This is a genomic window from Methylobacterium sp. CM6257 (assembly GCF_054611515.1).
In genome coordinates, this window is the sequence record NZ_CM137735.1 from 1481787 (window position 1) to 1506234 (window position 24448).

At 68.1% G+C, this 24448-nt stretch carries 20 protein-coding genes; 9 read left to right on the forward strand and 11 right to left on the reverse strand.

Going from position 1 to position 24448, the window contains the following annotated elements; genetic code table 11:
• Nucleotides 1–28: 28 nt before the first annotated feature.
• Nucleotides 29–838, reverse strand: a complete 810-nt coding sequence (locus tag ACYCO6_RS07080; RefSeq protein WP_459770568.1) for a hypothetical protein — start codon at nucleotides 836–838, stop codon at nucleotides 29–31.
• An 867-nt stretch (nucleotides 839–1705) separates the two neighbouring features.
• On the opposite strand from ACYCO6_RS07080, the gene ACYCO6_RS07085 reads away from it, so the two are divergent.
• Nucleotides 1706–2692 (forward strand): M23 family metallopeptidase, encoded by a 987-nt coding sequence (locus tag ACYCO6_RS07085; RefSeq protein WP_459770570.1) that lies wholly within the window; start codon nucleotides 1706–1708, stop codon nucleotides 2690–2692.
• A gap of 212 nt (nucleotides 2693–2904) precedes the next feature.
• Complete coding sequence (locus ACYCO6_RS07090) at nucleotides 2905–4257, forward strand: HlyD family type I secretion periplasmic adaptor subunit (RefSeq protein ID WP_459770571.1); 1353 nt, start codon at nucleotides 2905–2907, stop codon at nucleotides 4255–4257.
• A gap of 49 nt (nucleotides 4258–4306) precedes the next feature.
• Here ACYCO6_RS07090 and ACYCO6_RS07095 read toward each other — a convergent pair whose 3' ends face one another.
• Nucleotides 4307–5176 (reverse strand): LysR family transcriptional regulator, encoded by an 870-nt coding sequence (locus ACYCO6_RS07095; RefSeq protein WP_459773455.1) that lies wholly within the window; start codon nucleotides 5174–5176, stop codon nucleotides 4307–4309.
• 97 nt (nucleotides 5177–5273) lie between these two features.
• Here ACYCO6_RS07095 and ACYCO6_RS07100 point away from each other — a divergent pair, with 97 nt between their 5' ends.
• Both ACYCO6_RS07100 and ACYCO6_RS07105 read left to right on the forward strand, forming a co-directional pair.
• Nucleotides 5274–5492 carry a hypothetical protein gene (locus tag ACYCO6_RS07100; protein ID WP_459770573.1) on the forward strand — a complete coding sequence of 73 codons (219 nt, stop codon included), beginning with the start codon at nucleotides 5274–5276 and terminating at the stop codon, nucleotides 5490–5492.
• On the forward strand, nucleotides 5482–6198 hold the full coding sequence (locus tag ACYCO6_RS07105; RefSeq protein ID WP_459770575.1) for a YoaK family protein: 717 nt from the start codon (nucleotides 5482–5484) through the stop codon (nucleotides 6196–6198). The genes ACYCO6_RS07100 and ACYCO6_RS07105 overlap by 11 nt, the downstream gene beginning before the upstream one ends.
• Nucleotides 6199–6302: 104 nt before the next feature.
• On the opposite strand, the gene ACYCO6_RS07110 is transcribed toward ACYCO6_RS07105, so the two are convergent.
• The 3 genes from ACYCO6_RS07110 to ACYCO6_RS07120 all read right to left on the reverse strand — a co-directional run bounded on the left by ACYCO6_RS07110 (nucleotide 6303) and on the right by ACYCO6_RS07120 (nucleotide 11419).
• Nucleotides 6303–9551: an efflux RND transporter permease subunit gene (locus ACYCO6_RS07110; protein WP_459770577.1), complete on the reverse strand. Its 3249-nt coding sequence runs from the start codon at nucleotides 9549–9551 to the stop codon at nucleotides 6303–6305.
• 11 nt (nucleotides 9552–9562) lie between these two features.
• A complete protein-coding gene (locus ACYCO6_RS07115) occupies nucleotides 9563–10924 on the reverse strand; it encodes an efflux RND transporter periplasmic adaptor subunit (RefSeq protein WP_459770579.1) in 1362 nt (453 codons plus the stop codon).
• 123 nt (nucleotides 10925–11047) lie between these two features.
• Entirely contained in the window at nucleotides 11048–11419 is a 372-nt protein-coding gene (locus ACYCO6_RS07120; protein ID WP_459770581.1) for a hypothetical protein, read from the reverse strand.
• Nucleotides 11420–11726: 307 nt separating this feature from the next.
• On the opposite strand from ACYCO6_RS07120, the gene ACYCO6_RS07125 reads away from it, so the two are divergent.
• Nucleotides 11727–11966, forward strand: coding sequence for a hypothetical protein (locus ACYCO6_RS07125; RefSeq protein WP_459770583.1), 240 nt, complete (start codon nucleotides 11727–11729; stop codon nucleotides 11964–11966).
• Nucleotides 11967–12126: 160 nt separating this feature from the next.
• Nucleotides 12127–12354 (forward strand): hypothetical protein, encoded by a 228-nt coding sequence (locus ACYCO6_RS07130; protein ID WP_459770585.1) that lies wholly within the window; start codon nucleotides 12127–12129, stop codon nucleotides 12352–12354.
• A gap of 263 nt (nucleotides 12355–12617) precedes the next feature.
• On the opposite strand, the gene asd is transcribed toward ACYCO6_RS07130, so the two are convergent.
• Nucleotides 12618–13529, reverse strand: coding sequence for an archaetidylserine decarboxylase (asd, locus tag ACYCO6_RS07135; RefSeq protein WP_459770587.1), 912 nt, complete (start codon nucleotides 13527–13529; stop codon nucleotides 12618–12620).
• Nucleotides 13530–13561: 32 nt separating this feature from the next.
• Between asd and ACYCO6_RS07140 the strand changes: the two genes are divergently transcribed.
• Nucleotides 13562–15241: an aminotransferase class III-fold pyridoxal phosphate-dependent enzyme gene (locus ACYCO6_RS07140; RefSeq protein ID WP_459770588.1), complete on the forward strand. Its 1680-nt coding sequence runs from the start codon at nucleotides 13562–13564 to the stop codon at nucleotides 15239–15241.
• A gap of 46 nt (nucleotides 15242–15287) precedes the next feature.
• Here the strand turns inward: ACYCO6_RS07140 and ACYCO6_RS07145 are convergent, their stop codons facing one another.
• Together ACYCO6_RS07145 and ACYCO6_RS07150 are read right to left on the reverse strand one after the other, a co-directional pair.
• A complete protein-coding gene (locus ACYCO6_RS07145) occupies nucleotides 15288–15899 on the reverse strand; it encodes a hypothetical protein (RefSeq protein ID WP_459770590.1) in 612 nt (203 codons plus the stop codon).
• Between the two features lie 59 nt (nucleotides 15900–15958).
• Nucleotides 15959–16645 (reverse strand): class I SAM-dependent methyltransferase, encoded by a 687-nt coding sequence (locus tag ACYCO6_RS07150; RefSeq protein WP_459770592.1) that lies wholly within the window; start codon nucleotides 16643–16645, stop codon nucleotides 15959–15961.
• A gap of 748 nt (nucleotides 16646–17393) precedes the next feature.
• Between ACYCO6_RS07150 and ACYCO6_RS07155 the strand changes: the two genes are divergently transcribed.
• Together ACYCO6_RS07155 and ACYCO6_RS07160 are read left to right on the forward strand one after the other, a co-directional pair.
• The gene (locus ACYCO6_RS07155) at nucleotides 17394–18167 is read left to right on the forward strand and encodes a lytic murein transglycosylase (protein WP_459773457.1); all 774 of its coding nucleotides are present in this window, start codon (nucleotides 17394–17396) and stop codon (nucleotides 18165–18167) included.
• 234 nt (nucleotides 18168–18401) lie between these two features.
• Entirely contained in the window at nucleotides 18402–19514 is a 1113-nt protein-coding gene (locus ACYCO6_RS07160; protein ID WP_459770595.1) for a DUF2778 domain-containing protein, read from the forward strand.
• Nucleotides 19515–19709: 195 nt separating this feature from the next.
• Here ACYCO6_RS07160 and ACYCO6_RS07165 read toward each other — a convergent pair whose 3' ends face one another.
• From ACYCO6_RS07165 to ACYCO6_RS07175, 3 genes are all read right to left on the reverse strand, one after another.
• The gene (locus ACYCO6_RS07165) at nucleotides 19710–20444 is read right to left on the reverse strand and encodes a DUF3750 domain-containing protein (protein ID WP_459770597.1); all 735 of its coding nucleotides are present in this window, start codon (nucleotides 20442–20444) and stop codon (nucleotides 19710–19712) included.
• Between the two features lie 115 nt (nucleotides 20445–20559).
• Nucleotides 20560–21435 carry a triphosphoribosyl-dephospho-CoA synthase MdcB gene (mdcB, locus tag ACYCO6_RS07170; protein WP_459773459.1) on the reverse strand — a complete coding sequence of 292 codons (876 nt, stop codon included), beginning with the start codon at nucleotides 21433–21435 and terminating at the stop codon, nucleotides 20560–20562.
• 254 nt (nucleotides 21436–21689) lie between these two features.
• A complete protein-coding gene (locus ACYCO6_RS07175) occupies nucleotides 21690–23672 on the reverse strand; it encodes an acyl CoA:acetate/3-ketoacid CoA transferase (RefSeq protein WP_459770599.1) in 1983 nt (660 codons plus the stop codon).
• Between the last annotated feature and the right edge of the window lie 776 nt (nucleotides 23673–24448).

The window sequence follows — 24448 nt, forward strand, 5'->3', positions numbered from 1 at the left end:
CCGCTTCGCCGGCCTCAACCGGATGTGCTCACGCGGCCATCGGACACTTGGCGGCCGAACGCGTCGCCTTCCGGTCTGCGCGCGGGACGAGCAACTGGTCGGGCCGGCGCTTCTTCGCCCTCTCGAACAGCGCGTAGGTGCGATTCACGTAGTTTGTGACGCCGCTGATATCGTCGATGTAGCGCTGCACCTGTGGCGTGATCTCCGCCTCCACGAGGCGCGTCGGCTTCGAGGGATCAAGGGTGTCGAAGCGCACGTAGAACCAGGGCTGTCCGCGGCGCAGGATCAGGTTCTTCGACGTGTCGTGCCACTCGAAGGCCCACATCAGGGGTCGCGGCCAGATGTGAACCGGGAAGCGGCCGCTGATCAGCGTTCCCGGCAGCGGGTCGGCTTGGTAGTCGAGAAACGGCGGCAGTTGGTTGATGTAGGCGACCTCGTCCGAGAGGAAGATGTAGGGCGTGATGATCTGGAGGATCGGCCGCTTCGGGTGACGCCACTCCGCCGGGTTCACGATGCTGACCATCTGGCCGATGTGCTTGGGGCGGATCGTGCTGCGGGCGCCGTCCACGTTCTCCAGGACTGGGGCACGACCCTCCTCCAGGTTGATGCGTAGATGGAGGTCGACGGGGCACCGGATCACGATATGCCGGGCGTCGAAATCGACCGCTGCCGGGCAGCCCTGCACGGATTTGGCCGATGCGGCCCGACCGAGGTCTCGCCGGAACGGCTCCGGGTCGTCCCAGATGAGGGCCGCCTTCGTATCGGCGATGGTCCAGCCCACTTCGGTGACCCGCTTGGAAGCCGGCGCTTCACGCCACTTCTTCAAGAAATCGAACATGATCATTCTCCTCGGGAAGGCGTCGCCGACGTGTACGCGGCGACTGGCTCGCGTCTGCCGCGTATCGTGAGATCGGGTATGGACCGGCAGTCCCGCGGCGGACTGTGATCGAGATCACGTCGGTTCCGTCAGTCTCGCGCGACGGACGTGCCCCGGCTTCGCCGGGCTGCACGAACGCGGGTCCTTGGCCCCGGCCGACGACCGCGACAGGCGGGTGCGCGGTCCGACCGGCATGACGAGACCGGCCGACGCGCCGCGCGGGAAATCCGGCTTCTTCTGGCGGCGTGCGGCCTGCTCTCCGAGAATGGCCGACCGTCACCGGCACGTGGGCGGGCGTCGCGAGTCCATGCCAGACGGGTGAGGCTCGGTGATCTGTCTCACAGTCGTCGATCCGGGCGGGTGGAACACTCAGGGCCAGAACAGGAGCAGGTGACCTGAACCTGAAGCCGCCGGATCCCATCGGGAGGCCGCGCGACGCCGCATAAGGAACCGGAGCAATGGAAGTCGAAACCCTTGAACGGCCCGCATCCCTCAAGGTTTGGCACGCCGGAGCGGCCCGCTTCCTTTCAAGGCATCCCGAGCAGTTCGACAGTCTGCGCGAAGCGATCGCCGCGGCCGCCGCCGTCCTGATCCATCCCGACCGGCAACCCTGGATCGTCACCGCAGAGGGTGACCTGCTGCCGCCGAACTGGATCCGCGGAAGCCTCAAGCGAGACACTCCGGACGGTTCCGGCGCCCGCGAAGCCTGCGGCGCTTCAGATCCCGAGGTTACCGGGAGTCTTGGAGTCATGCCCGGGCGAGGTCGGGCGATCCGACTCGGATGTGCATGAAGAAAGTACGTCCCCATTCTCAGGGAGCGAGCCGATCATGAAAGCGTCGTACGTCTTCGCCTGCCTCCTCGTGACGACCTTCTGGCCGATGCGAGCGGGTGCCGATCCTCTCCGGCTGCAGCTTCCGCTCACCTGCGATCCGGGCCGGACCTGCTTCGTCCAGTACTATGTTGATCGCGACCCTGGTCCCGATGCGCGCGATTTCGCCGGAGGTTCTCAGACATACGACCGGCACGACGGCACCGACTTTCGCCTTCCTTCCTCCATCGCCGCGGCCGGTCCGCTCGGAGCCGTGCGGGCGGCCGCCGCCGGCACGGTGCTCCGGATCCGCAACGATGCGCCCGACATCTCAGTTCGCGAGACCGGGATGGCGAAGGTGGCGGGCGTCGAGTGCGGAAACGGCCTCGTCATCGCGCACGCAGATTCGTACGAGACTCAGTATTGCCATCTGGCCGAAGGCAGCGTGACGGTGCAACCCGGCGAGGCCGTGACGGCCGGCCAAGTCATCGGTCACGCCGGCCTCTCCGGCGCCACCGAGTTTCCGCATCTGCACTTCACCGTTCGCCGCGCCGGTCGCACGGTTGATCCTTTCGCGCCCGACGGCTCGACCGGTGACGGCCGCGATGTGAGCCTCTGGGACGACGCGGTCCGTGCGAGTCTCGTCTACAGGTCCGGAACGGTTCTCAATTCCGGCTTTTCGGACAGTCCCGTGACGATGGCGGCCGTCGAGGCCGAGGCTGCCCGCCCCTTTAGTGCTCGGGCTGAAACCCTGGTGGCCTGGGTCCGGGCGATCAGCCTTGAGGCCGGCGACGTGCAGCGTCTCGTCGTCCGGGCTCCGGACGGGCAGATCCTCGCTGAGAACCAGCTGCCGCCCCTGGTCAAGCCACGCGCGCAATCTCTGGTTTTCACCGGGAGGCGGCGTCCGGCCGAGGGCTTCCGTTCGGGGGGCTACGAGGCGACGTTCGAGGTCGTGCGCGGCGGCAAGGTGGTCATCGCGCACCGCTTCGTCGGGACGCTGCCGTAGCGCGGCCGGAAGCTGCCCGCCCGCTCCGCTGTGTGACCCGGGTCACGGACCCGTGCCACGACCGTGCGACAAGGTCCCATCGGTCGAGACCAGACCGGCCGGGCGTCAGGATGAGTGCCTGACCGCTCCAGAACCCGCGCCTCGATCCGCCGCACTCCCGCGCGTCGTGGCGGGATGTCGTGCCCGCTTCACGCCCCAGAGGAGGGGACAGGATGCCCACCGCCATTCCGATGCGCGCCGCACCACAGAACGCGTCGCCGACGCTCGGCCATGCGTCCCGGGCGGCGATCCGACGGCAGGTCCGCTTCACCGCCCTGTTGGTTACGGCACTTGTCGGCGGCGTCGGCGGGTGGGCGAGCTTCACGCAGATCGGTGGAGCGGTCATCGCGTCCGGAAGGCTTGTGGTCGAGAGCGATGTGAAGAAGGTTCAGCATCCGATCGGTGGCATCGTCGGTGAGCTGCGCGTGCACGAAGGCGAGCACGTCAGGGCCGGCGACATCCTCGTACGCCTCGACGAGACGCAGCCGCGGGCGATCCTCGACACTGTTCTCCGCGCCATGGATGCCCTCGCGGCCAAGCGGACGCGCGAGGAAGCGGAGCGCGACGGCGACTTCGCGCTCAACTTTCCCTCCGATCTCCAGGCCCGGGCCGCATCGGACGACGCGGTCGCCCGCCTCATCGACAGCGAGACGCGCCTGTTCCTGGCGCGCAGCAAAGCGCGACAGGGTCGGAAGGCCCAACTGCGCGAACGCATCGCCCAGCTCAGCCAAGAGATCGCCGGGATCAACGATCAGATTGCCGCGAAGACGCGGGAGGTCTCCGCGGTCGACCAGGAGCTGAAGGGGATTCGCGAGCTGTGGCTCAAGAACCTGATCCAGCTTCCGCGCCTGACGGCGCTTGAACGGGAAGCCGCGAGGCTCGAGGGGGATCGCGGCAGGCTCGCCGCCTCGATCGCGCAGACCAAGGGCAAGATCAACGAGGTCGAGCTGCAGATCATGCAGGTCGACGAGGACATGCGGAACGAGGTCAGCAAGGACCTGACCGAGATCCGCAGCAAATGGTCAGAATACGAGGAGAAGCGGACGGCCGCCCTCGATCAGCTCCGGCGAACCGATCTTCGGGCGCCGCAGGATGGCGTCGTTCACCAGATGACGGTGCATACGGTGGGCGGACTTGTGACCCCGAACGAGCCCGCAATGCTGATCGTCCCCGAGTCAGACGAACTTGCGGTTGAGGTCCGGGTGGAGCCCAAGGATATCGACCACGTGCAGATCGATCAGCTGGCGACGCTGCGCTTCTCGGCGCTCAATCAGCGCACTACACCGGAGATCAACGGGATCGTGGATCGAGTAGCTGCGGACGTGACGCAGGACCCGAAGTCGGGCCTGAGCTTCTACAAGGCGCGGATCAGGGTCTCGGATGCCGAGCGCGCGCGTCTGGGCGAGATTCGTCTCGTCCCGGGCATGCCGGTCGACGCCTTTCTTAAGACCGGTGAGCGCACAGTCCTGTCCTATCTGACGAAGCCGCTGATGGACCAAATCAGCAAAGCCTGGCGTGAAAGATGAGCTGAGTGAACGGCGACAATGAGCGCACTGCAGTCATGTGTCTGATGACCTAAGCTGCCGTGGCACCTTGCAGCTCCGCCGTGCTCGCCAGGATTGTCTCCTGCAAGGCCATCGCGGTGGCGTGATGGCCGCCCGATCCAAGCACCACGAACTCCACCTCGCCGATCGCGGGCAATCCAGCCATCTCTGGGACAGGGGCCAGTCCCGGTGGCATCACCTTGGCCGAGTGTGGCGCGATGCCGAGGCCGGCCTCGACGGCCGCGCGAACGCCCATCAGGCTGCCGCTGGTGCAGGCGATCCGCCAGGACCGGCCTGCCGCTTCGAGGGCATCCAGCGCGAGGGTGCGTGTCATCGAGGGAGGCGGGTAGAGGACCAGGGGCAGGGGCAGCGCCGGATCGGGAAGGAAGCCGGGCCGGCCTGCCCAGATCAGATCCTCTGCCCAGACCAGCGCGCCACGCGAATCGCCGCGCCGACGCTTGCAGAAGATCACGTCCAGCTCGCCCGCGTCATAGGCCTGGTAGAGGGTCCGGCTGAGCCCGACCGTGAGCTGCAAGTCCACCGAGGGGTGCCGGTCCGCGAAACGCGCCAGGACTTGGGCCAGGGCCGATAGCGTGTAGTCCTCGGAGACGCCGAGGCGGATGCGTCCGCGTAGGCCGCTCGCCGAGAAGAAGGCGCGCAGCCGGTCATGCGAGTCCAGCACGTCGCGCGCGAAGCGGATCATGGCTTGGCCATCCGGCGTCGGAGCGACTCGATGCGTGTCCCGCATCAGGAGGCAGCGACCGAGCGCTTGTTCCAGGCGCGCAATGTGCCCGCTGATCGTGGATTGCCGCACGCCGAGCACCTGGGCAGCCGCTGTGAAGCTGCGGCTGTCGACGACGGCCAAGAAGGAGCGCAGCAAGTCGACGTTCAGATTGCTCATCATGGTTCGTGATAGCCGATATCGGTACCGCCCAAGGTCATGACAGGCTTAGGATCCAGGCTGAACCCGTTTGAAGCGCAAGGCCCAGCCTCACTCGATGACCGGTCCCGTCGTCATGGCCAGCATCTTCGTCAGCGGCTTCGTCGCCATCCAGGCGCTCGGGAAGTGGGCGCACTCCGTCAATAAGGGGCTCGCCTTCCTGCCGACGACCGCCGTGCTGGTGGCCGCGCTCGTGGCCCTCTGCAATCGGTCGCCCGAGTACCACGCCAACCCGCGGACCTCGGTCGCGATGACCGCGACTCCCTATGGCGATTAGCCCAACGGAGGGGCGCGATCGGCTCGCATCCGCCGGAACCGCTCTCGCCTTCGTCGCCGGGTTCGTCGATGCGGCGGCTTTCATCGCTCTGACAGGTCTGTTCACCGCCCATGTGACGGGAAACTTCGTCCTGATTGGTGCCGAGCTGGTCACCAATTCGACGGGCGTCCTGGCAAAACTTCTGGCGCTGCCCGTTTTCATGGCGGCCGTGGCGGCGGCGCGCATTCTGTCGCTGCTCTTGGAGCGATGGGATTGCGATCCTCTGCCCTGGCTCCTCGCCGCCGAGGCAGCCGTCCTCACGGGGTTCGGCCTGTGCGGAACCCTGTGGTCGCCCCTTGGTGAGCCGGATGGCGCCCCGGCCATCATCATCGGGATGCTCGCGGTCGCGGCGATGGGTCTTCAGAACGCCATCGGCCGTCTGTCGCTCGGTCACCTCGCTCCGACCACCGTGATGACCGTGAGCGTGAGCCAAGCCGTGATCGACGCCACCGATCTCGCCCTGAGGCGAGCCCAGAACCCCGCCCGGACCCGCGCGCGGTTCCTGCGCGTGTTGCCCGCCATTGTCGCATTCACGGTGGGAGCCTTGTGCGGGGCCTTCGGGATCGCCCGGCTGAGCTTCGGCTGCATCGCGGTACCGGTTCTCGTCTTGATCGCCTCGATCGTTACGGCACCGAGGCCGGCCGAAGCCTCGACACCACGACCCTGACCAGCGCGTGAGCACTCGGCGCGGCCCTCCTGCTGCTCGTCGGGGGCGGCCTGCCGCTGTCCGGGCGAGAGCCGCCGGGACAGCGGCAGGCCCCCGCGTTCCACCTACTCCGCCGCCCTGAGGTGCCGTGGCTTCGCCTCCGCGGTGCTCTCCGCGAACGCCGGCACGGTCGTCTTGCCGAACCGGGCGTACAGGGCCGGCAGCACGATCAGGGTCAGCAGGGTCGCGCTGATCAAGCCGCCGATGACCACCGTGGCGAGCGGCCGCTGGATCTCGGCGCCGGTCTCAGTGGCGACGGCCATCGGAACGAAGCCCAGCGAGGCGACGAGCGCCGTCATCGCCACCGGTCGTAGCCGGGTCATGGCCCCCTCCAGGATGGCCTCGCGCTTCGGGCGTCCCATTGCCACGAGCTGCTTGATGAAGGTCAGCATCACGAGGCCGTTCAGGACGGCGACGCCCGAGAGCGCGATGAAGCCGACCGCGGCCGGTACCGAGACCGGCATGCCGCGAAGCCAGAGGGCGAAGATGCCCCCCGTCAGCGCCAGCGGCACGGCGCTGAACACCAAGAGTGCGTCCCGGGGCGAGCCCAATGCCGAGTAGAGCAGCAGGAAGATCATAGAGAAGCAGACCGGCACCACGACCATCAGCCGCTGCCGGGCCGAGGCGAGGTTCTCGAACTGCCCGCCCCAGGTCACGTAATAGCCTGGCGGAAGCTGTACCTGCGCCCCGACCTTCGCCTGCGCCTCGGCGACGAGCGAGCCGATATCGCGCCCGCGCACGTTGGCCGTGACAACAACGCGCCGCTTGCCGTTCTCGCGCGAGATCTGGTTCGGCCCCTCGGTGACCGAGAAGCTCGCCACCTGCTTCAGGAGCACGGAGGTCGCCCGTCCGTTCGGACCCGGAGGCAGCGGGACGGGGATATTCTCCAGGGCCTCACGGTCCTCGCGAACCTTGTCCGTCAGGCGCACCACGATGGGGAAGCGGCGGTCGCCCTCGAAAACGACACCCGCCTCCTTACCGCCGATGGCCGCACCGATGACCTCCTGAATGGCCCCGGTGCTGAGGCCGAGGCGCGCCGCCTCCGCCTTGTTGATCTTGATGTCTAGGAAAGGCAGGCCCGCGGTCTGCTCGACCTTCACGTCCTCGGCGCCGTCGATGCCCTTCAGCGCCGCCGCGACCTGGTTGGCGGCCTTCAGCATCGGCTCGAACTCCTCGCCGAACACCTTCACGGCGAGGTCGCCCCGGGTCCCGGCCAGGAGTTCGTTGAAGCGCAGCTGGATTGGCTGTGAGAACTCATAGACGTTGCCGGCGAGCCCGCCCACTGCCTTCTCGATCTGCTCCTGGAGCTCGGCCTTCGACAGGTCGGGATCCGGCCATTCTTCCTGGGGCTTGAGGATCACGAACGTATCCGAAGAGTTCGGCGGCATCGGGTCAGTAGCGACCTCGGCGGTACCGGTCTTCGAGAACACGTAGGCGACCTGCGGGAACTTCGAGACCACCTGCTCGACCTTGAGCTGCATCGCCTGCGACTGGATGAGGCTGGTGGAGGGGATCCGGGTCGCGTTCAGCGCTATGCTCTTCTCGTCGAGCTGCGGGATGAACTCGGTCCCGAGGCGGGTGAACAGGATGCCCGCCCCGACGAGCAGCAGGAGGGCCGCGCCGACGAAGGCGAACGGCGCCCGGACCGCCGCGCCCAGCACCGGCCGGTAGACCGCCTTGAGGGCGCGAATGATGAGGTTGTCCTTCTCGGTCACCCTTCCGGTGATCACGACGGCGATAAGCGCCGGCACGAAGGTGAGCGACAGGAGGAAGGCCGAAGCCAGGGCGATGATGACGGTCAGCGCCATCGGCTCGAACATCTTGCCCTCGACGCCCGTGAAGGTCAGGAGCGGGACGTAGACTAGGATGATGATCGCCTGCCCGTAGAGCGAGGGCTTGATCATCTCCTCGGCTGAGGCCCGCACCGTCTGAAGCCGATCCTCGGTCTCGAGGGTCCGGCCTAGCTCCTGCTGCCGCTCGGCGAGATGGCGGAGCGCGTTCTCGGTGATGATCACCGCCCCGTCGACGATCAGCCCGAAATCGAGCGCCCCGAGGCTCATCAGGTTAGCCGAGATCTTCGCCTCGACCATCCCGGTCAGGGTCATCAACATGGCGACCGGGATGACCAGAGCCGTGATGATGGCGGCCCGGATGTTGCCGAGCAACAGGAACAGGATGACGATGACCAGGGCCGCGCCCTCGGACAGGTTCTTCACGACCGTCTTGACCGTCGCCTCGACGAGCTGCGTCCGATTGAGCACGGTCTGGACCTCGACACCGGGTGGCAGCGCGCGCCGGATCTGGTCCATCTTGGCGTCCACCGCAGCCGAGACGGTGCGGCTGTTCTCGCCGATGAGCATCAACGCGGTGCCGACGACCACCTCCTGACCGTTCTGACTGCCCGAGCCGGTGCGCAGGTCGCGCCCGATACGGACCTCGGCGATGTCCCGGATACGCACCGGGACGCCCCCCCGGGTGGTGACGAGGACGTTCTCGATCTCGTCCATGCTCTCCAGGCGGCCGGCTGCGCGCACCACGTAGCCCTCGCCGTTGTCTTCCAGGTAGCGGGCGCCCTGGTTGGCGTTGTTGGCCTGGAGCGCCCGGGCGACGTCGCCGAAGGACAGGTCGAGGGCGGTCAGCTTCGTGGGGTCGGGCTGGACGTGGTACTGCTTCTCGAAGCCGCCGACGACGTCGACGCCTGCCACGCCCGGCACGGTCTTGATCTGCGGCCGGATGATCCAGTCCTGAACCGTGCGCAGGTAGGCAGTCTGCTCCAGCTCGGTCCGGAGCCGCTGGCCCTCCGGGGTCAGATAGATCCCGTCCGGCTGCCAGCCGGGCTTGCCCGCCGGCGAGACCTTGCGCTCGCCCGGCTTCGCATAGCGCACCGACCACATGTAGATCTCGCCCAGCCCCGTCGAGATCGGGCCCATGTGCGGCTCGACCCCGGGCGGCAGGTCCTGCTTCACCTGGGAGAGCCGCTCGGCGACCTGCTGGCGGGCGAAGTAGATGTCGAGCCGCTCCGCGAATACGGCGGTCACCTGCGAGAAGCCGTTGCGCGAGAGCGAGCGGGTGTATTCCAGGCCCTTGATGCCGGCGAGCGCGGTCTCGACCGGGTAGGTGACCATCTTCTCGACGTCCACCGGCGAGAGGGACGGCGCGACCGCGTTGATCTGAACCTGGTTGTTGGTGATGTCGGGCACTGCGTCGATGGGCAACTTCGTCAGGGCGTAGCCCCCGAAACCGGCGGCCATCAGCGACAGGAGCAGAACCAGCCAGCGCTGGTGCACGGAGAAGTTGAGGATGCGGCTGATCATGTCCGGCTTCCTCAATGGTCGTGCGCGGCTTCGCTCTTTCCGAGCTCGGCCTTGAGGAGGAAGGAGTTGGCGACCGCGATCTCGTCGCCGGGCTTGAGCCCCGATGTGACCTCGTAGGCGTCGTCGTCGCCGCGCCCGAGCTCGACCTCGCGCTTCTCGAAGCCCTCCTCGGTGCGCACGAAGACGACGCGCTTGCCGTCCACTGTCTGCAGTGCCGCCTTGGGAAGCCTTACGGCGACCCTGTCCTGCGCGATCTCGACCTCAGCGGTGACGAAGGTGCCCGGACGCCAGGCCATGTCCTTGTTCGTCAGGGCGACGATCACCCGGGCGGAGCGGGTGTCCGGGTTCAGGATCGGGCTGACGAAAATGACCCTGCCCTCCTCGTGGCGGTCGCTGCCCTCCTGGCCGGGAGTGACCACGACGCGGGCGCCCTCCTTCACCTTGGCGAGGTCGACAGTGGGCACCGACAGCTCGATCCAGACATTGGAGAGGTCGGCTACGGTGTAGATGTCTGATGGGTCGCCCTCCTTGCCGACCGCCGTCCCGACGTCGACCTTGCGCTCCACGATCCGGCCCCCGAGCGGCGAGCGTAACTCGTAGCGCCGGAGCGTAGACTGGTTTGGAGTGGCCTCGTCGCGCTTCTGCGCGGCCTGGACGTCGGCGGCGTTCAGTCCGAGCGCGGAGAGCTTTTGCCGGGCCAGGTCGACGCGCAGCTGGTTCTCCAGGAAGGTGGCGCGCGCGTTCTGGAACGCCGCCTCCGAGGCCGCCTGCGAGGCCAGAAGCTTCTGCTGGCGCTCGAAGTTGATCTTCTGCAGCTCGGCCTGGACCAAGGCGGTGAGGTACTCGCTCTTGGCGTCGGCGACCTCCCGGCTGTCGAGCACGGCCACGATTTCGTCCTTCTGCACGACATCGCCGAGGCGCTTGCGCATCTCGGCCACGGTCCCGGCCACCCGGGCGGGGACCCGGGCGATCCGGTCGGTATCGGGGGTGATGGTGCCGGGAACGAGGATGTGCCGGGCCAGCGTCCCGCCCCCGACGGAGGCGACCTTGATGTCCTGGCCGGCGACCTGCTGGGCTGTCATCTTGACGTGCCCCTCCTCGCCCTCGGCCTCGGAGTGCTCGTGTTCGCCATGGGCGTGGCCGCCGGCTGACCTCGGCGCAGGCGTCCCGCGATCGTGGCCGCCGTGTTTGGCATGGTCGGCTCCGCCCGCGGACGCCTCTCGATCGGGCGTCGGCCCGGCGGCGAAGGTGAGGACCGTGGGCGGCAGTCCAGCTGAGGTCAGGAGGCCGCGGACGAAGGCGGAAACCATGGGAACAGTGGCGCCCACGAGGACGCCGGCGGCCACGAGGGCCGCGGTGAGGAGAATGCGCATGAGACCTGCTCGGCCGAGACCTGGCGCCGTTCGAACGGACGCGGCAGTCCCGCTTCGGTGACCTGGGAGGGCGGCCTGGAGCGTCGGCTCCAAGTTCAGGACGCGCGCCTTCGCGGCGTCACCTCAGGCGCGAGGAGGCCTCGGCAGACGGTCCGGTGACACAGAGGTACCCGCCTCGCTCAGGCGGGCATAGGTCGGCCGGGCAACGCCGAAGACCGGCTCGGTAAAGCCCGTCACGGCGGGTGCGGCTTGGTGGCAGCCGCAATGGAGGTGGCAGGCCATGCCGGGGTCGGTTGCACCGGCCTCAGGCGCAGCCTCCAGGCTCGCAAGCTCCGTAACGTGCCTCCCGCCGCCATCGTGGTAGGCGACGTCGGCGGCGAGGCCGGCGCTGGGCGCGACGAGCGACAGGGCAAGGACGAGCGCGAGCAGGCGGGCGGCGGTCGCCCACCACCCCGTCAGCGCCCCGAAGGCCCTATCGCGTCGCGCCGCGGTCATCGTCGCCCTTATGTGCGATTGAGGTCCGACGACACAAGCTCTGTCGTGAGGGGCTTGAACTCGGGATGAACGGCTCTTTCCACGCCGGCCTTCGGAAATGTTCGTCCGGCAATCCCACACGTTCAGCCAGACCGAGCGGTCGAGATTAGATGACCGGCCCGCTGCGAGCCAGAAGAGACGCGGGAACTTCAATCACTCGCCTTTGGAATGGCGGGAATCGACCGCACGGAAACCGAGGAGAAATAGCCCGAAACGGTTTCGCGCAACTCTGCATTGTGGAGCTATTCCAAGACCTCAGGAGACACAGATGAAGATCACCATCGCCGCTCTCGCCGCCTCCGCTGCCCTGGCTTTCGCCCCTGTCCCCGCGCTCGCCCAGCACGTTGATGTCGGCCCGGGCGGCGTGTCGGTTCACGGCGATCATCACGACGTCGAGCACACTCATGGCACCGTCGTGCACGAGCACCACCACGACGAGCCGGTCGTGCACGAGCACCACCACGACGACGTCCACGAGTACACCGTGGTCGAAGAGCACCGCCACTGAGGCCAATGCCGGAGGAGCCGCAGCCCGAGGGGAACCCGGTCCGCGGTCCTCGCGGCTTCAAGATGCGGGAAGGTTACCGGTTGCTGAACGTCGATGTCAGAGCGCGTTCAAGGCGGCCGTCCCAGGATGCTCGCATTCGGGATTACCTTCGGAGCGACACATGAGGACGATCTTGGCGGGTTTCACGGCGGCCCTGATCCTCGCGCCCGCCGTGGCCTCCGCCCAATACTACGAGGGCGGCGGATACCGGCGCCCGCACGACCACGTCGAGGTCTACCGCCACGGAGATCACGAGGACGTCGTCGTCCGGCACCACCACCCGCGGCGCTACGAGGAGAGGCGGTTCTACGAGGAGCACCACCATCACCACCATGACTTCGACGACTGAAGCCGCGGCGCAGGCATAACGGCTGTCGCCCGCCTCGCTCGCGTCGGGGCGGGTCTTTCATCCCGGGAGAGGGCGCAACTCAGTCGGGCGCCGGACGGGACTCATGCGGTCAGAATCAACAACAGAGCGTGCCTCAGGCCCCTCGGAAAGTCGGTGCGGCCGCGGCCCGGGTGCTTGAGGCGGCCACGCGCCTATCGCGTCAGTCGGAAGAGTAGATCGTGACGGGCGCGGAAATCATGGCGGTTTGAGGCAGCGAACGGCGCTCAGAAGGAGCGGGGCACCGAAGCTCCCGGCAGGCGCATCAGGGGCTCGCCCATGCGCAGGCGGGCCCCCTCGCGCAGGGTCGGCCAGAGCGTGAAGCCCGCGGGCGCCAGTACCACGATGGTCGAGCCGTGCTCGAACCAGCCCATCTCGGCGCCCTTGGCGAGGCGGGCTGTGCACGGCAGCGTGCGGCCGCCTGTCTGGCGAAGTTCGGTGCCGTCCGGCAGAATGCCGAGGCGCAGGCCGGCCACCAGAATCGCCGCCACCGGGACCAGCGTGACGGCATGGCCGGCTTCGGCCACCCGCAGGCGCAGAACTGCGCGCTCGTTGCGGCAGAACAGGGCCTCCACGCGCTTCAACGCAATCGGGTTGACGTTCCAGGTATCGCCCCAGATGTGCCGGACCGAGTCGACGCGCAGGTCGTGCGGTGCGTGGAAGCGGTGGTACATGCCAGCCGTCAACCGGAGGGTCGCGTAGGTTCCACCCTCATGGGAGCGGGCCAGCGCTTCGTCACCGCCGAGCAGGTCCGCGAGGCGATAGGACAACGCCTTGATCTGGAACAGGCGCCCCGCTTCGATCCGGCCATGGGCCCCCAGGATCGCGTCGCAGGGGCTCGTGAGGATTTCGACATCGGGATGCACCGGACGGGAACCGGGACGTAGGGCACGCACGAAGGCGGCGTGGAGGCTCGGAAACCGGCTGTCCCGGGCGTCGCTGAGATCGACATCGCAGAACAGGCGCCAGGTCGCGATGGAGAGATCGCGCACCAGCGGCTGCTCGATGCGGCTGAACCAGCCCATGAACCGGGTGGCGAGGCGCCGCGGCAGGCGGTTGGTCAGCAGGAAATTCAGATCCTCCTGCGCGCCGACCCGTGCCAGGACGCGCCGCAGGGGCGTTCCGGAAACCGTCATCATGCCGTGAACCGCCTTCGATAGGGAGCGAAGCGATGTCCGCGCTCCTCGCAACCCTGTCCGCCACCACCGCCGCAGCGCTGCTCGCCCTGCCACGGGCGGCACAACGCCTTCAGCTCTCGCGGGCGAAACATCCCTCGCTGACCGGCCACGCGCGCATGGCGCGGCGCGTGGCGGGGCTGATCCCGCACTACGCCTATTCCGAACGCGGCTTCTTCCGCTCCGACGATCCGGACGAGGCGGTGGCCTTGCGCCGGGAAGCCGGTTTCGCGCGGCTCTCCGCGCTGTTCCGGACCCGCTTCGCCCGCACCCGCGCCGAAACCGAGGCGGTGCGCGACGGCCTGTCGGACCTTCAGTTCACCGGGCTCTACCGGGTGCCCTTCCAGTATGCCCGCCATGTGCGCGAGCATCTCAGCACGGGCGCCTTCGCGGCCGCCGCGGAGGGTGTCACCGTCACGGATCTCGACGGCAACGTCTTCTACGATCTCGCCGGATCCTATGGCGTGAACCTGTTCGGCGTCGATTTCTACCGGGCGTGCCTGGAGGAGGGGGCCGCGCGCGTCGCCGCGCTCGGGCCCGTGCTGGGCCCGCTCCACCCGGTCGTGACCGGCAACGTGGCGCGGCTGAAGGCGATTTCCGGCCTCGACGAGGTCTCGTTCCACATGTCCGGCACCGAGGCGGTGATGCAGGCGGTGCGCCTCGCCCGCTACCATACCGGCCGGCGCCGGATCGTGCGTTTCTGCGGCGCCTATCACGGCTGGTGGGGCGCGGTGCAGCCCGGCATCGGCAACCCGATGCCGACCCGCGACACGCTCACCCTCGCCGACATGTCCGAGCCGACTCTGCGGGTCCTGTCGACCCGGCGGGACGTCGCCTGCGTGCTCGTGAACCCGCTCCAAGCGATGCACCCGAATGCCGGCGCGCCAGCGGATTCCGCTCTCGTGGATAGCGGCCGCAAGGCGCAGTTCGACCGCGACGGCTACACGAAGTGGCTGCACGACCTGCGCGCGGTGTGCAGCGCCCGCGGCATCGTGCTGATCCTCGACGAGGTCTTCCTCGGCTTTCGCCTCGCCCGCGGCGGCGCGCAGGACTTTTTCGGCGTGCAGGCCGATATGGTCACCTACGGCAAGACGCTGGGCGGTGGCCTGCCTGTAGGCGTGCTGTGCGGGCGTGCCGACCTGATGCGCCGCTTTCGGGACGACCGGCCCGTAGACATCTGCTTCGCCCGCGGGACCTTCAATGCCCATCCCTACGTCATGGGCGCCATGAGCGCGTTCCTGGACCGGCTGGACACGCCCGAGGTCGCGGCTCTCTACGCGGACCTCGACACGATCTGGGACACGCGCGCGCAGCGGCTCAATGCCATGCTGGCGGCGGCCGGACTGCCGGTGCGGGTGGCCAACCTGTCCACCATCTGGACGGTCTTGTACACCAAGCCGTCGCGCTACAATTGGATGTTGCAATTCTACCTGCGCGCCGAGGGACTCGCTCTCTCCTGGGTGGGGACCGGCCGCATGATCTTCAGCCTCGCCTATGACGATGCGGCGTTCGCGGCCGTGGCCGAGCGATTCGTTGCGGCGGCGCGCGCGATGCGCGCGGATGGCTGGTGGGAGGCCGGCGCGCCGAGCGACAAGGCGATCCGCCGGGCCATCTTGCGCGAGATCGCGGCGATACGCCTGGGTCGCCCCGGGCTGCGCGGACCGGAACGCGCCTGACGCGGCACCGCGCCGGACCGGCTTCGGCCCGGCGCGTCGGTGCGGCTCAGGCGCCGCGCTCGTGCGGCTCGTGCTCCTCCACCAGTTCGCCGTGCAGCAGCGCGAGCGGCGCCCGATGGTAGAGCTTGATGTCGTGAAAGGGGTCCGTGAGAATTTTGCTCACCCAGACGAGACCGGTCTGCACGTCGCGCTGGAAGAACAACTGCACCATCCGGAAGAGCAGGCCAGCGAGCGCCAGCCACAGCCAGATCCATCCGACATTGCGGACCAAGTCCGCGGTGGTCTGATGCGGTGCGATCAACCCGAACAGGCTCGGATCGAAGTAGAGTGGCAGCGGCGACAGCGCCCAGATCGCGAGAAGCACAACCTTGCGCCGGAGGTTATAGCCGACCTTGATCTCCTCCTTGTGCTCGTGCGTGGCACCGTTCACGTGGTCGTAGCCCTTCGGCTCGAAGAACAGGTGACCGGCCTGCCGAGACGTCATCGCCACGAGCCATCCGATGAGCGCCGCCGTGGCGGGATCCTTGAAGGCCAGCGCATAGGCCACGAGGAAGCTCACGGCGCTGACCACATGCAAGCTCTGATTGACGCGGTTATGATGGTAGTACCTGTGGTCATCCCAACGCTGGACGCGCAGCGCCTCCAGAAAGCTGGCCATGATGTGCTTCCCCGATCGAATGGTGGTGGGCTGTTAGAAGGCTCGCGCGACGGCCGCGTTCAGGCGCTCCGCTTGCGCATGCGAATGAGGGAGAAGTGCCCCAGCGGCGGCAGGTCGCGGCGCTCGACGACCTCGACCGGGGCCTTGGCCGCCCAGGCGGCATAGCGGCTCCAGGCGAATTCGGTCCGCCAGCCCAGACGTCTCGTGATCGGCGCCAGGGCATGCTCCACGGCGCGGCGCAGCCCCGCCTCGGCGCCGATCCGCGTGGTGATGATGATCTCGCCGCCGGGGCGGAGCACCCGGGTGAACTCGTCCAGCGCCGCCTCCGGGTTCGGGACTGCCGTCACCACGTATTGGGCGACGACCACGTCGAAGGAGGCGTCCGTGAATTCGAGGTGCTCGGCATCCATCACGGCGAGGCGCTCGACATTCTTCAGGCCCAACCGCACCACCCGGCGGCTGGCCTTCGCCAGCATGGGCGCCGAGATATCGATACCCACGACGGCCCGCACGCGGCGATAGGCCGGCAGGGAAAGCCCCGTGCCGACGCCGACCTCCAGGACGCGGCCGCCGATCTTCTCCGCGGCGACCGCAGCCAGGCTCCGTCCCTGCGCGAAGACCGGACCGAAGACCACGTCATAGACGGGTGCCCAACGGCCATAAGCCTTCGCGACGCCGTCGCGATCGAGGTCCGGGCCGGGCGTGTCCGCGCGCGATGGACCGGTGCCGTGCATTCCGATGGCCATGGATGTCCTGTCTCGCTGTGTGTCAGGCCGAACACCGGGCCGCCGGCGGTCACAGCCACCCTCGGTTGCTTGGCGCCCGGGCTCCGCCGGGATCAGGCTCGGCTCTGCCGAAGGATGAGCCGATCTCCTGCCTTGTCAGAGGGCGACTCTTCGGGGGCGCTCATGTTCACGCAAGCCGATCGGCCGCGGCTGAAATCGCGTAATGCCGATCGCCGGTCAGGAGCTTCGGAAGTACCGAGGGCGATAATCCGCCCGGAACGTCATCGAGCACACCCCGTTTTTTCGCAGCACTCTTTCCGCTGGCAAAGCTATGACTGTCGTTTGACAATGTTGTGACAGCAGTTCGAAGTTATTTTGGCCGATTACACTTCGTCGGCAAAGAAGGTATTCCCTGGGAATCGGGATTTGGCAGCGGATGCCGTGTCAGCTTGGCTCGGGACACCCGCTCCCGCGGGCGCGCGCTCCCGCGGGAGCGCGCGCACTCCCACGCCCCGGCCCGGACGCGCGAACGCACGGTGACGTGCAGAGTGGCCGAACACGCATTATTCACGACGCTCCGAACCGTCGGGTCGAACGATCTCGCGGCGGATCAGCGAATGCGCGATGTTTTGAGTACGGGACGGCTGAAGATCGCTGCTTCGACATCTTCTCGCCCTCATGTCGACGAGATGTGGCCCGGTATCGCCAGAAGGACGGGGCGCGACGATGCGCCGGAGGAGTGTTTCGCGTGATCGACAATAAGCGGCGTATGACCTTCGCGGTGGCGGCAATGGCTGGGCTCGCTCTCAGCGCCGGGCAGGCCCATGCCGCCCAGTGCGGCAGCTCTGCCGCCGGGTTCGAGACCTGGAAGCGGCAGTTCGCCGAGGAAGCGCGCGGCCGGGCCAGCGCTGCGAGCTTGGCGGCGCTCCAGAACACGACCTATTCGACGGCCACCATCTCGGCGGATCGCGGGCAGCACAGCTTCAAGCTGTCGCTGGACCAGTTCCTAGCCAAGCGCGGCGGCCCGACGATCGTCTCGCGCGGGCGGGCGCTCAAGCGCTCCAACGCCGCCCTGTTCCAGTCGATCGAGCAGCGCTACGGCGTTCCGCCGGGTCCGCTGCTGGCGATCTGGGGAATGGAGACGGGCTTCGGCGCGGTGCGCGGCAACGTGAACACCCTCTCGGCGGTGGCGACGCTCGCCTACGATTGCCGGCGCACAGAATATTTCACCGAGCAACTCTATGCCGCGCTGACGCTGATCGACCGCGGGCTGCTGACGCCCAGCACCCGCGGTGCGGCGCACGGTGAGGTCGGCCACACGCAGTTCCTGCCCAAGAACGTGCTCTCCTACGGAACCGGCGACCTCAACAACGTCGGAGCCGCCCTGTCGTCGACCGCGAACTTCCTCAAGGCGCATGGTTGGCGCGCGGGCGCAGGCTACCAGCCCGGTGAGCCGAATTTCGCCGCGATCCAGGGCTGGAACGCCGCCCCGGTTTACGAGCGGGCGATCGCGCTTCTCGGCCGGCAGATCGACAACGATTAAAGGGCATCGGCCACCGAAAACTGCCTGATGACCGCGTGTTAGCGGCGAAAGCTGCCCGAAAATGGTCCTGATCGAGCCAGGATCGACCACGCAGTCGCCCCAGAAAAGCCGGCCCGGCCCCGCTGTTTCAGCCTGAGCGGGGCCAGTTGGCCCGTCGCGATTCCTCCGCACCGTTCGCGGAGATGGCGGCGGTCTGGTGGTACCCCCTCCGCCACGAGGAGCATGGGCACCCACATGGCCATCGATTCCGTGCCGCTGGACGGCCTCGACACCCGGAGCGCGCGCCGCTCCTGCTTGGCCCCGTTGACGGTGCTCACGGGGGCATTGGTGATGGCGGCGGTCGGAAGCAGCGTGTTGCCGCCGGCTCCTTCGCCGGTCGCCTCACCCGAGGGGCCGGAATCCCGGATCGCCATGACCGAAGCGCCGGCCGAGACGCCCCGCGCTGAGGCGGCCCTCGAGACGCCTGCGCCGCAGGCGTCGCCTGTCGAGATGCCCACCCCAGAGACTTGGCGCGACGCCACCGGCGGCCCGCTGTCGCGCTGGGCTTGGACTCAGATGGAGCCCCCATCCATCGCACCGGCCCCGGAGATCGCCCCCGAGGCGGAGGCGCAGAGCGCCGAGCCGCCGCGGGCCGAGATGGTTGTCCCGCTTCCGGTGCCGCGCCCGCCGGAGTTCCGCGCATCAGGCGGTGCAAGCCTCACCCGCAGGGCCGAGCGCCGCATGGCGCGCCGCGAGCTGCCGCCTGCCCCAATGCCCGCGCCGCAGGCCGATGACCGCTCCTTCCTGGAGAAGCTGTTCGGGATCGAGAGCGCGCCGGCCATGGCCTACGCGGCGCTGGAGAGCAAACCGACGGATCTCGTGCCGCAGCGGCGCATCTCTCCGCCCCTGACCTTGTCGAAGGAGCCGAGCCCTACGGCGGGGGTTGCCGTCTACAACATCGCAGCCCGCACCGTGACGTTGCCGAACGGCGAACGGCTTGAGGCCCATTCCGGCCTGAGAGAGGGACTGGACGACCCGCGCTTGGTCAATGTGCGGATGCGTGGGCCGACGCCGCCGGGAACCTACGACCTCACCGAGCGCGAGCAGCTGTTCCACGGCGTCCGGGCGATCCGGCTCACGCCGGTCGGCGGCAGCGAGGCAGTCTACGGCCGCGTCGGCTTGCTGGCTCACACCTTCATGCTGGGACCGCGCGGTGATTCGAACGGTTGCGTGTCGTTCCGGGACTACAACCGGTTTCTCCAGGCCTTCCTGCGGGGCGAGGTCCAGCGCCTGGTTGTCGTGAGCGGCACGCAGGATCCCCTGCCGAGCCTTGCCGACACCGGACGCACCCGCATAGCCCGCAACTGAGCCCCGGTCCCGACAACAGCCGCTGTCTCTCATGCAGCGCGACGCCCGTGTAAGGGCCCGCTCATGCATCCGCACTGTGCACGGCGTCCTGCGACCATCGGCGCGAGCATCGCTACATATCGAGAGCACGAGGGTCGGCTCCCAGAGGAGTCGACGAGATGGTTCGGGCGAGACCGGGCCCTCCCGCTGCGATAGCTAGATGCCGAGACGGCCCAGAGCCGGCAGCTTGATCCCCGGACGGCGCAGGTCGAGCCCGGCCACGCCGCCGAGCACGTTCAACTCCAAGCCCTCGACCCAGCCGAGCGTCACCCCGGCATAGCCGCCGAGATTGACCCGGATACCGGTGCCCGAGGGTGTCCAGCCGATCCAACGGCCGTCGTAGGGAAAGTCCTTGCCGATAGCGGTCGTGGGCAGGCTGGCCCGGATCTCGGGAACGGCGGCCATCACGGCGGCGACGAAGGTGTTCGAGTTCGGTCCCGGCCAGACGACGTAGTCGCCGGGACGGGCGTAGCGGTACTGGGCGACGGCCTCACGGATCCGAGGGAGCATAGCCTCGGCTTCGGGTCCATCGACCGCGAACACCACGTCGGGCAGATTTCCGAACCAGCGGCCGTCCGGCACGAAGCGGTCGATCCAGATCGGATGACCCCAGGCCGTGTAATCGAAGCGGCGATAGGCGCGTTCGTCAGCGCCCTTGATGACGATCCAGCTGTGCGTCGCGACGATGCCTCGCCAGCTCACGGTGCGGGCCGAGAAGATGCGCACCACCGCGGCGGAATAGGATGCTGCCGGCGGCAGCAGTCCCGCGCTGGACCGGTCGGCCAAGCGCCAATCGCCGCCCGCCTTGAACCAATACAGCGTCGCCGAGATTGCGACAGGCACGACAAAGAGGGCAGCAAGCGCGAGGAGCGCGATCCTGATGAAGGTCACGGGCTGGCCGGGGCAGGAGAGGGGACAGGCTCCATGTAGGTATCCAGCCGAGCCGCGGGAATGCAGCCGAACAGTCCGGCTGGCGGCCGCGGCTCTGCCGGCTGGCGCGGTGCCTTCAGAATGCCGCGGCCAGCGCGTCGAGGAGCAGCGTCGCCGCCAGGAGATCGGCGCACCCTCCCGGGCTCAAACGCGCCGCCACGAAGTCGCGATGGATCGCGACGGCACGGTCCTGCCAGCCCGGCGCCGCGATGCCGCCGGTCGCCAGGAAAGCGGCGGCCGCTCCACGCGCGCTGGTCAGCCCTGCCGCCCCGCCGCGGTGCAACAGGTTGGTATCGTCGACAACGGCAAGGAGTGCGAAGAAGCATTGCACGCGGGTCGCCTCAGGATCGCCCGGCGCGCACGTGCGGCTCGAGCGGAGGGTTGGGAGTCCGACTGCGCGGATCGTTGGGAAGCCCGCCGCCGCTTCGGCGCTGGCGCCGCCGACACCGTAGCGCCGCGCCGCGCGCCCGCCGTGGCTCGTCAGCGAGGCAGGCGCCCGGGCTATCGCGTCTCCCCAGAGCCGTCCGACGGCCTCGGCGCGCGCCTCGGCGGACGCGGGGGCCTCGCCGAGCGCGCCAGCCGCCGCGCAGATCAGGCCCAGGGCGAAGACGGCGCCGCGATGCGCGTTGACGCCGCCGGTGGCCCGCAGCATCGCGGCCTCGGCCCGTAGGCCGATCGCGCGGAGTTCGCCCATGGTCGCGCCCCGGCTGCCGGCCGAGACCAGCTCCGCGAAATAGGGGCGAATCGCGGCCGCGCTGCGGCGCAGGATCCCGGCATCCATATCGTCGTGACTGCCGGAATCGATGGGGCTGACGAGGCCTGGCTTCGGCCAAGTCTCAAGCTCCCCGATCAACGCCCCATGGGCGAGATCGGCGACGCGCTCGGGAAGGTACGCGCTCGCCGGCGGCGCTTCGGCGAGCGCGACTGCGGAAGGACTAAGTTGCTGACGCAGGGGCCGGACTCCTCGCGACGCTCGTCGGCTGAGCCTGCGACGAGGACGGGTTCACCCGCCTATATCAGAAGACCGCCTTGGAGCGCCCTCACTCCGGCGCGGGGGCCATGGAACCCCGGGGCGCCCGTCGGGCGGTCCGCGCCCCAGGGATGGTCAAGAAAGCCCCGATGACCTGCTCGGGCACTTCCCTCAGGCCTGCGGGCTAACTTGGCAGGCTCGGCGCCGCGGCACCCGGTCCCTTCGCCGCGTCGCCCTCACGCCGCCGAGGCGACTGCCGGCGAAATCCGCTTGCGGGCCTTCTTGTCCTCGGTGCTGCTGACGAAGGCCTGCGCCTCCTCCTTTCGCTCGAAGACGTGGGGTGCGACGCCACGCCTGTTCAACGCCTCCTCCATCTTCAGGCGCAGGAAGGCGCTCGTCGCGTAGCGGGTCGTCGTCGCGTAATAATTGGCCTGGAGATACTGAACCATCCCAGCGTAATCATCGAACAGGTTCTCGTTGAGCCGGAAGCCGTCGTGGTTGATCACGGCGTTGACCCGCTGGCCGGCCTTGCGGCAGGCCTCGACGATGGTCATGCGCAGCTCGTCCATGTCGCTCTTCACCCGGCAATACCAGCCTTCCAGGTTGATGAAGAGAATGTTGCGCTCCCCATCGTAGCTGACGCGGGATTTCAGATCGAGGTTGAGCAGGTCTGAGATGAGCTCCATCGGCCCGTCGCGAAAGATGCGCGCATCCATCGGCACGGGGTTCCGCACCACCGGCTTGAAGTCCATATGGGCGAGGATGTCGCGCTCGATGTCGATTCCGGGCGCAACCTCGATCAGCTCCAAGCCCTCCGGCGTCAGCTGGAAGACGCAACGCTCGGTCACGTAGAGGACCGGTTGCGAGCGCTCGACCGCGTAGGGGCCGGAGAAGGTGTTCTGCTGCACGTGGGCGACGAATTTGCGTGCCTTGCCCTCGCTGACGATCCGAACCTGACCGTCGCTCACGGCGATCTCGAGGCCGCCCGCCGTGAAGGTGCCGGCAAACACCACGGTGCGGGCGTTTTGCGAGATGTTGATGAAGCCGCCGCAACCGTTGAGCTTGCCACCGAACCGGGACGTGTTGACGTTGCCGGCCTCGTCGCACTCGGCCATGCCGAGGCAGGTCATGTCGAGGCCGCCGCCGTCGTAGAAGTCGAACATCTGATTCTGGTCGATGATGCAGTCGGCGTTGGTGGCCGCGCCGAAACTCGAGCCGGAGGCCAGCACCCCGCCGACCGCTCCCGCCTCCGTGGTCAGCGTGATGTAGGGGGTGATCTTCTCCTCGTTGGCGACCGACGAGATGCCCTCCGGCGCGCCGACCCCGAGATTGACGACCCCGTTCGGGGGCAGCTCGAAGGCGGCGCGCCGTGCGATGATCTTGCGCTCGTTGAGCGGCATCCGCTTGATGCCGGTGACCGGCACCCGGATCTCGCCGGCGAGCGCCGCATCGTGCATCACGCCGTAATTCATGCGGTGCATCTCGGGCTCCGCGACCACGACGCAGTCGACGAGGATGCCGGGCACCCGCACGTCCTTGGGCAGCAGGTAGCCGTCATCGACGATGCGCTCGACCTGGGCGATGACGATGCCGCCGTTGTTGCGGGCCGCCATCGCCTGGGCGAGACAGTCGAGGGTCAACGCCTCCTTCTCGTAGGAGAGGTTGCCCGAGGGGTCGGCCGATGTGGCGCGGATGAAGGCCACGTCGATCTTGGTGGCGGTGTAGAACAGCCACTCCTCGCCATCGACCTCGACGAGCTTGACGATGTCTTCGGTAGTCAGGTCGTTGACCCTTCCACCGCCGTGGCGCGGATCGACGTAGGTCTTCAGGCCCACCTTCGAGAACAGGCCCGGCTGGCCGGCCGCGCAGGCCCTGTAGAGCTGCGAGATCACGCCCTGGGGCAGATTGTAGCCGCGGATCAGGTTCTCCTGCGCGGCCTTCGCGACTTTGGGCATGCGGCCGAAATTGGCCGCGATGACCCGAGAGAGGAGGCCGTCATGGTGGAGGCGGCCGGTGCCCAGGCCTTTGCTGTCGCCCGCGCCCGCCGTCATGATCAGGGTCAGCCCGCGCGGCGAGCCGGTCTCGACGAAGCGCTTTTCCAGGGCCGCATGCAGCGCCTCCGGGATGCAGCTCTGGACGAAGCCCGTGGTGGTCACGACGTCGTTCTCACGGATCAGCGCGATCGCCTCGTCCGCCGTGATGACCTTGTTCTTCCTCATGGAGCCCGTGATCCTCCCTGGGGTTCGGAGGACCGTGCGTCCGCGACGCCCGCCGTCTCCGACTCTGTTCTTAGGCTGCCCGCGGAGAACCAAGACGGATCCGGCCGCGGGAACATCTGAGTGTTACAGACGCCTCTTATTGCACCGCATCAATATTTTCGGCGCCGCATGAAACCACACGCCTGTCACGCGATAGTACTCCAAATCTCGGCGGCCATGCTGCTGAAAAACTCTTCGGTGGGCCGTCAGAAAAATTGTGTCGTCGTGACGGGCAGAAGCAGGCCTGCCGCAAGTGCCTCTCGGCCGTTGCACTGGAGCGAGCGGGGCATGCCCGAAGCCCTGGCTGGCGGCCCGCCCGGCGCCGGGGTGACCTTCGAAGGCTGTCACCTTCCCGCCGCCGCACGGACCGGACGCGCATTGACCGGCTCAGCGATGCTCGGCGCTCCCGTCGACGTTCGACCGCCCCCAGTATCTGCGGCTCGCGTGGGCCATTTCACTGCGCTGCGCCCGAGTTCGACACCCTCCTTCCGCCGCCGCGAGAAGGAGAAGACGGTGAGCCAGGAACGAGAAATGCTAGACCACCAGCTCCAAGGAGGCCGCCCCCCAGAATATGACCAGCCTTCCCAGCTAAACCGTTGCGAATCGCGAGCCGCGAGAGAAGCTGCGGTGACCGGTGGCAGCGCGCCGTTCGGGCGCGGCAGGAGCGGCGCGCCGGGTGCGTTCACGCCGGTCGGGAGGTCCGAGCTGCTCCTGAGAAAGCGGCGCCCTTTGCCACG

Coding starts and splice junctions, on each gene's coding strand:
- ACYCO6_RS07140 (WP_459770588.1), top strand. CDS start 13,562: ATGTCCGCGCTCCTCGCAACCCTGTCCGCCACCACCGCCGCAGCGCTG.
- ACYCO6_RS07085 (WP_459770570.1), top strand. CDS start 1,706: ATGAAAGCGTCGTACGTCTTCGCCTGCCTCCTCGTGACGACCTTCTGG.
- ACYCO6_RS07090 (WP_459770571.1), top strand. CDS start 2,905: ATGCCCACCGCCATTCCGATGCGCGCCGCACCACAGAACGCGTCGCCG.
- ACYCO6_RS07125 (WP_459770583.1), top strand. CDS start 11,727: ATGAAGATCACCATCGCCGCTCTCGCCGCCTCCGCTGCCCTGGCTTTC.
- ACYCO6_RS07155 (WP_459773457.1), top strand. CDS start 17,394: ATGACCTTCGCGGTGGCGGCAATGGCTGGGCTCGCTCTCAGCGCCGGG.
- ACYCO6_RS07115 (WP_459770579.1), bottom strand. CDS start 10,924: ATGCGCATTCTCCTCACCGCGGCCCTCGTGGCCGCCGGCGTCCTCGTG.
- ACYCO6_RS07160 (WP_459770595.1), top strand. CDS start 18,402: ATGGCCATCGATTCCGTGCCGCTGGACGGCCTCGACACCCGGAGCGCG.
- ACYCO6_RS07150 (WP_459770592.1), bottom strand. CDS start 16,645: ATGGCCATCGGAATGCACGGCACCGGTCCATCGCGCGCGGACACGCCC.
- ACYCO6_RS07100 (WP_459770573.1), top strand. CDS start 5,274: ATGACCGGTCCCGTCGTCATGGCCAGCATCTTCGTCAGCGGCTTCGTC.
- ACYCO6_RS07080 (WP_459770568.1), bottom strand. CDS start 838: ATGTTCGATTTCTTGAAGAAGTGGCGTGAAGCGCCGGCTTCCAAGCGG.
- ACYCO6_RS07110 (WP_459770577.1), bottom strand. CDS start 9,551: ATGATCAGCCGCATCCTCAACTTCTCCGTGCACCAGCGCTGGCTGGTT.
- asd (WP_459770587.1), bottom strand. CDS start 13,529: ATGATGACGGTTTCCGGAACGCCCCTGCGGCGCGTCCTGGCACGGGTC.
- ACYCO6_RS07105 (WP_459770575.1), top strand. CDS start 5,482: ATGGCGATTAGCCCAACGGAGGGGCGCGATCGGCTCGCATCCGCCGGA.
- ACYCO6_RS07145 (WP_459770590.1), bottom strand. CDS start 15,899: ATGGCCAGCTTTCTGGAGGCGCTGCGCGTCCAGCGTTGGGATGACCAC.
- ACYCO6_RS07120 (WP_459770581.1), bottom strand. CDS start 11,419: ATGACCGCGGCGCGACGCGATAGGGCCTTCGGGGCGCTGACGGGGTGG.
- ACYCO6_RS07130 (WP_459770585.1), top strand. CDS start 12,127: ATGAGGACGATCTTGGCGGGTTTCACGGCGGCCCTGATCCTCGCGCCC.
- ACYCO6_RS07095 (WP_459773455.1), bottom strand. CDS start 5,176: ATGAGCAATCTGAACGTCGACTTGCTGCGCTCCTTCTTGGCCGTCGTC.
- ACYCO6_RS07175 (WP_459770599.1), bottom strand. CDS start 23,672: ATGAGGAAGAACAAGGTCATCACGGCGGACGAGGCGATCGCGCTGATC.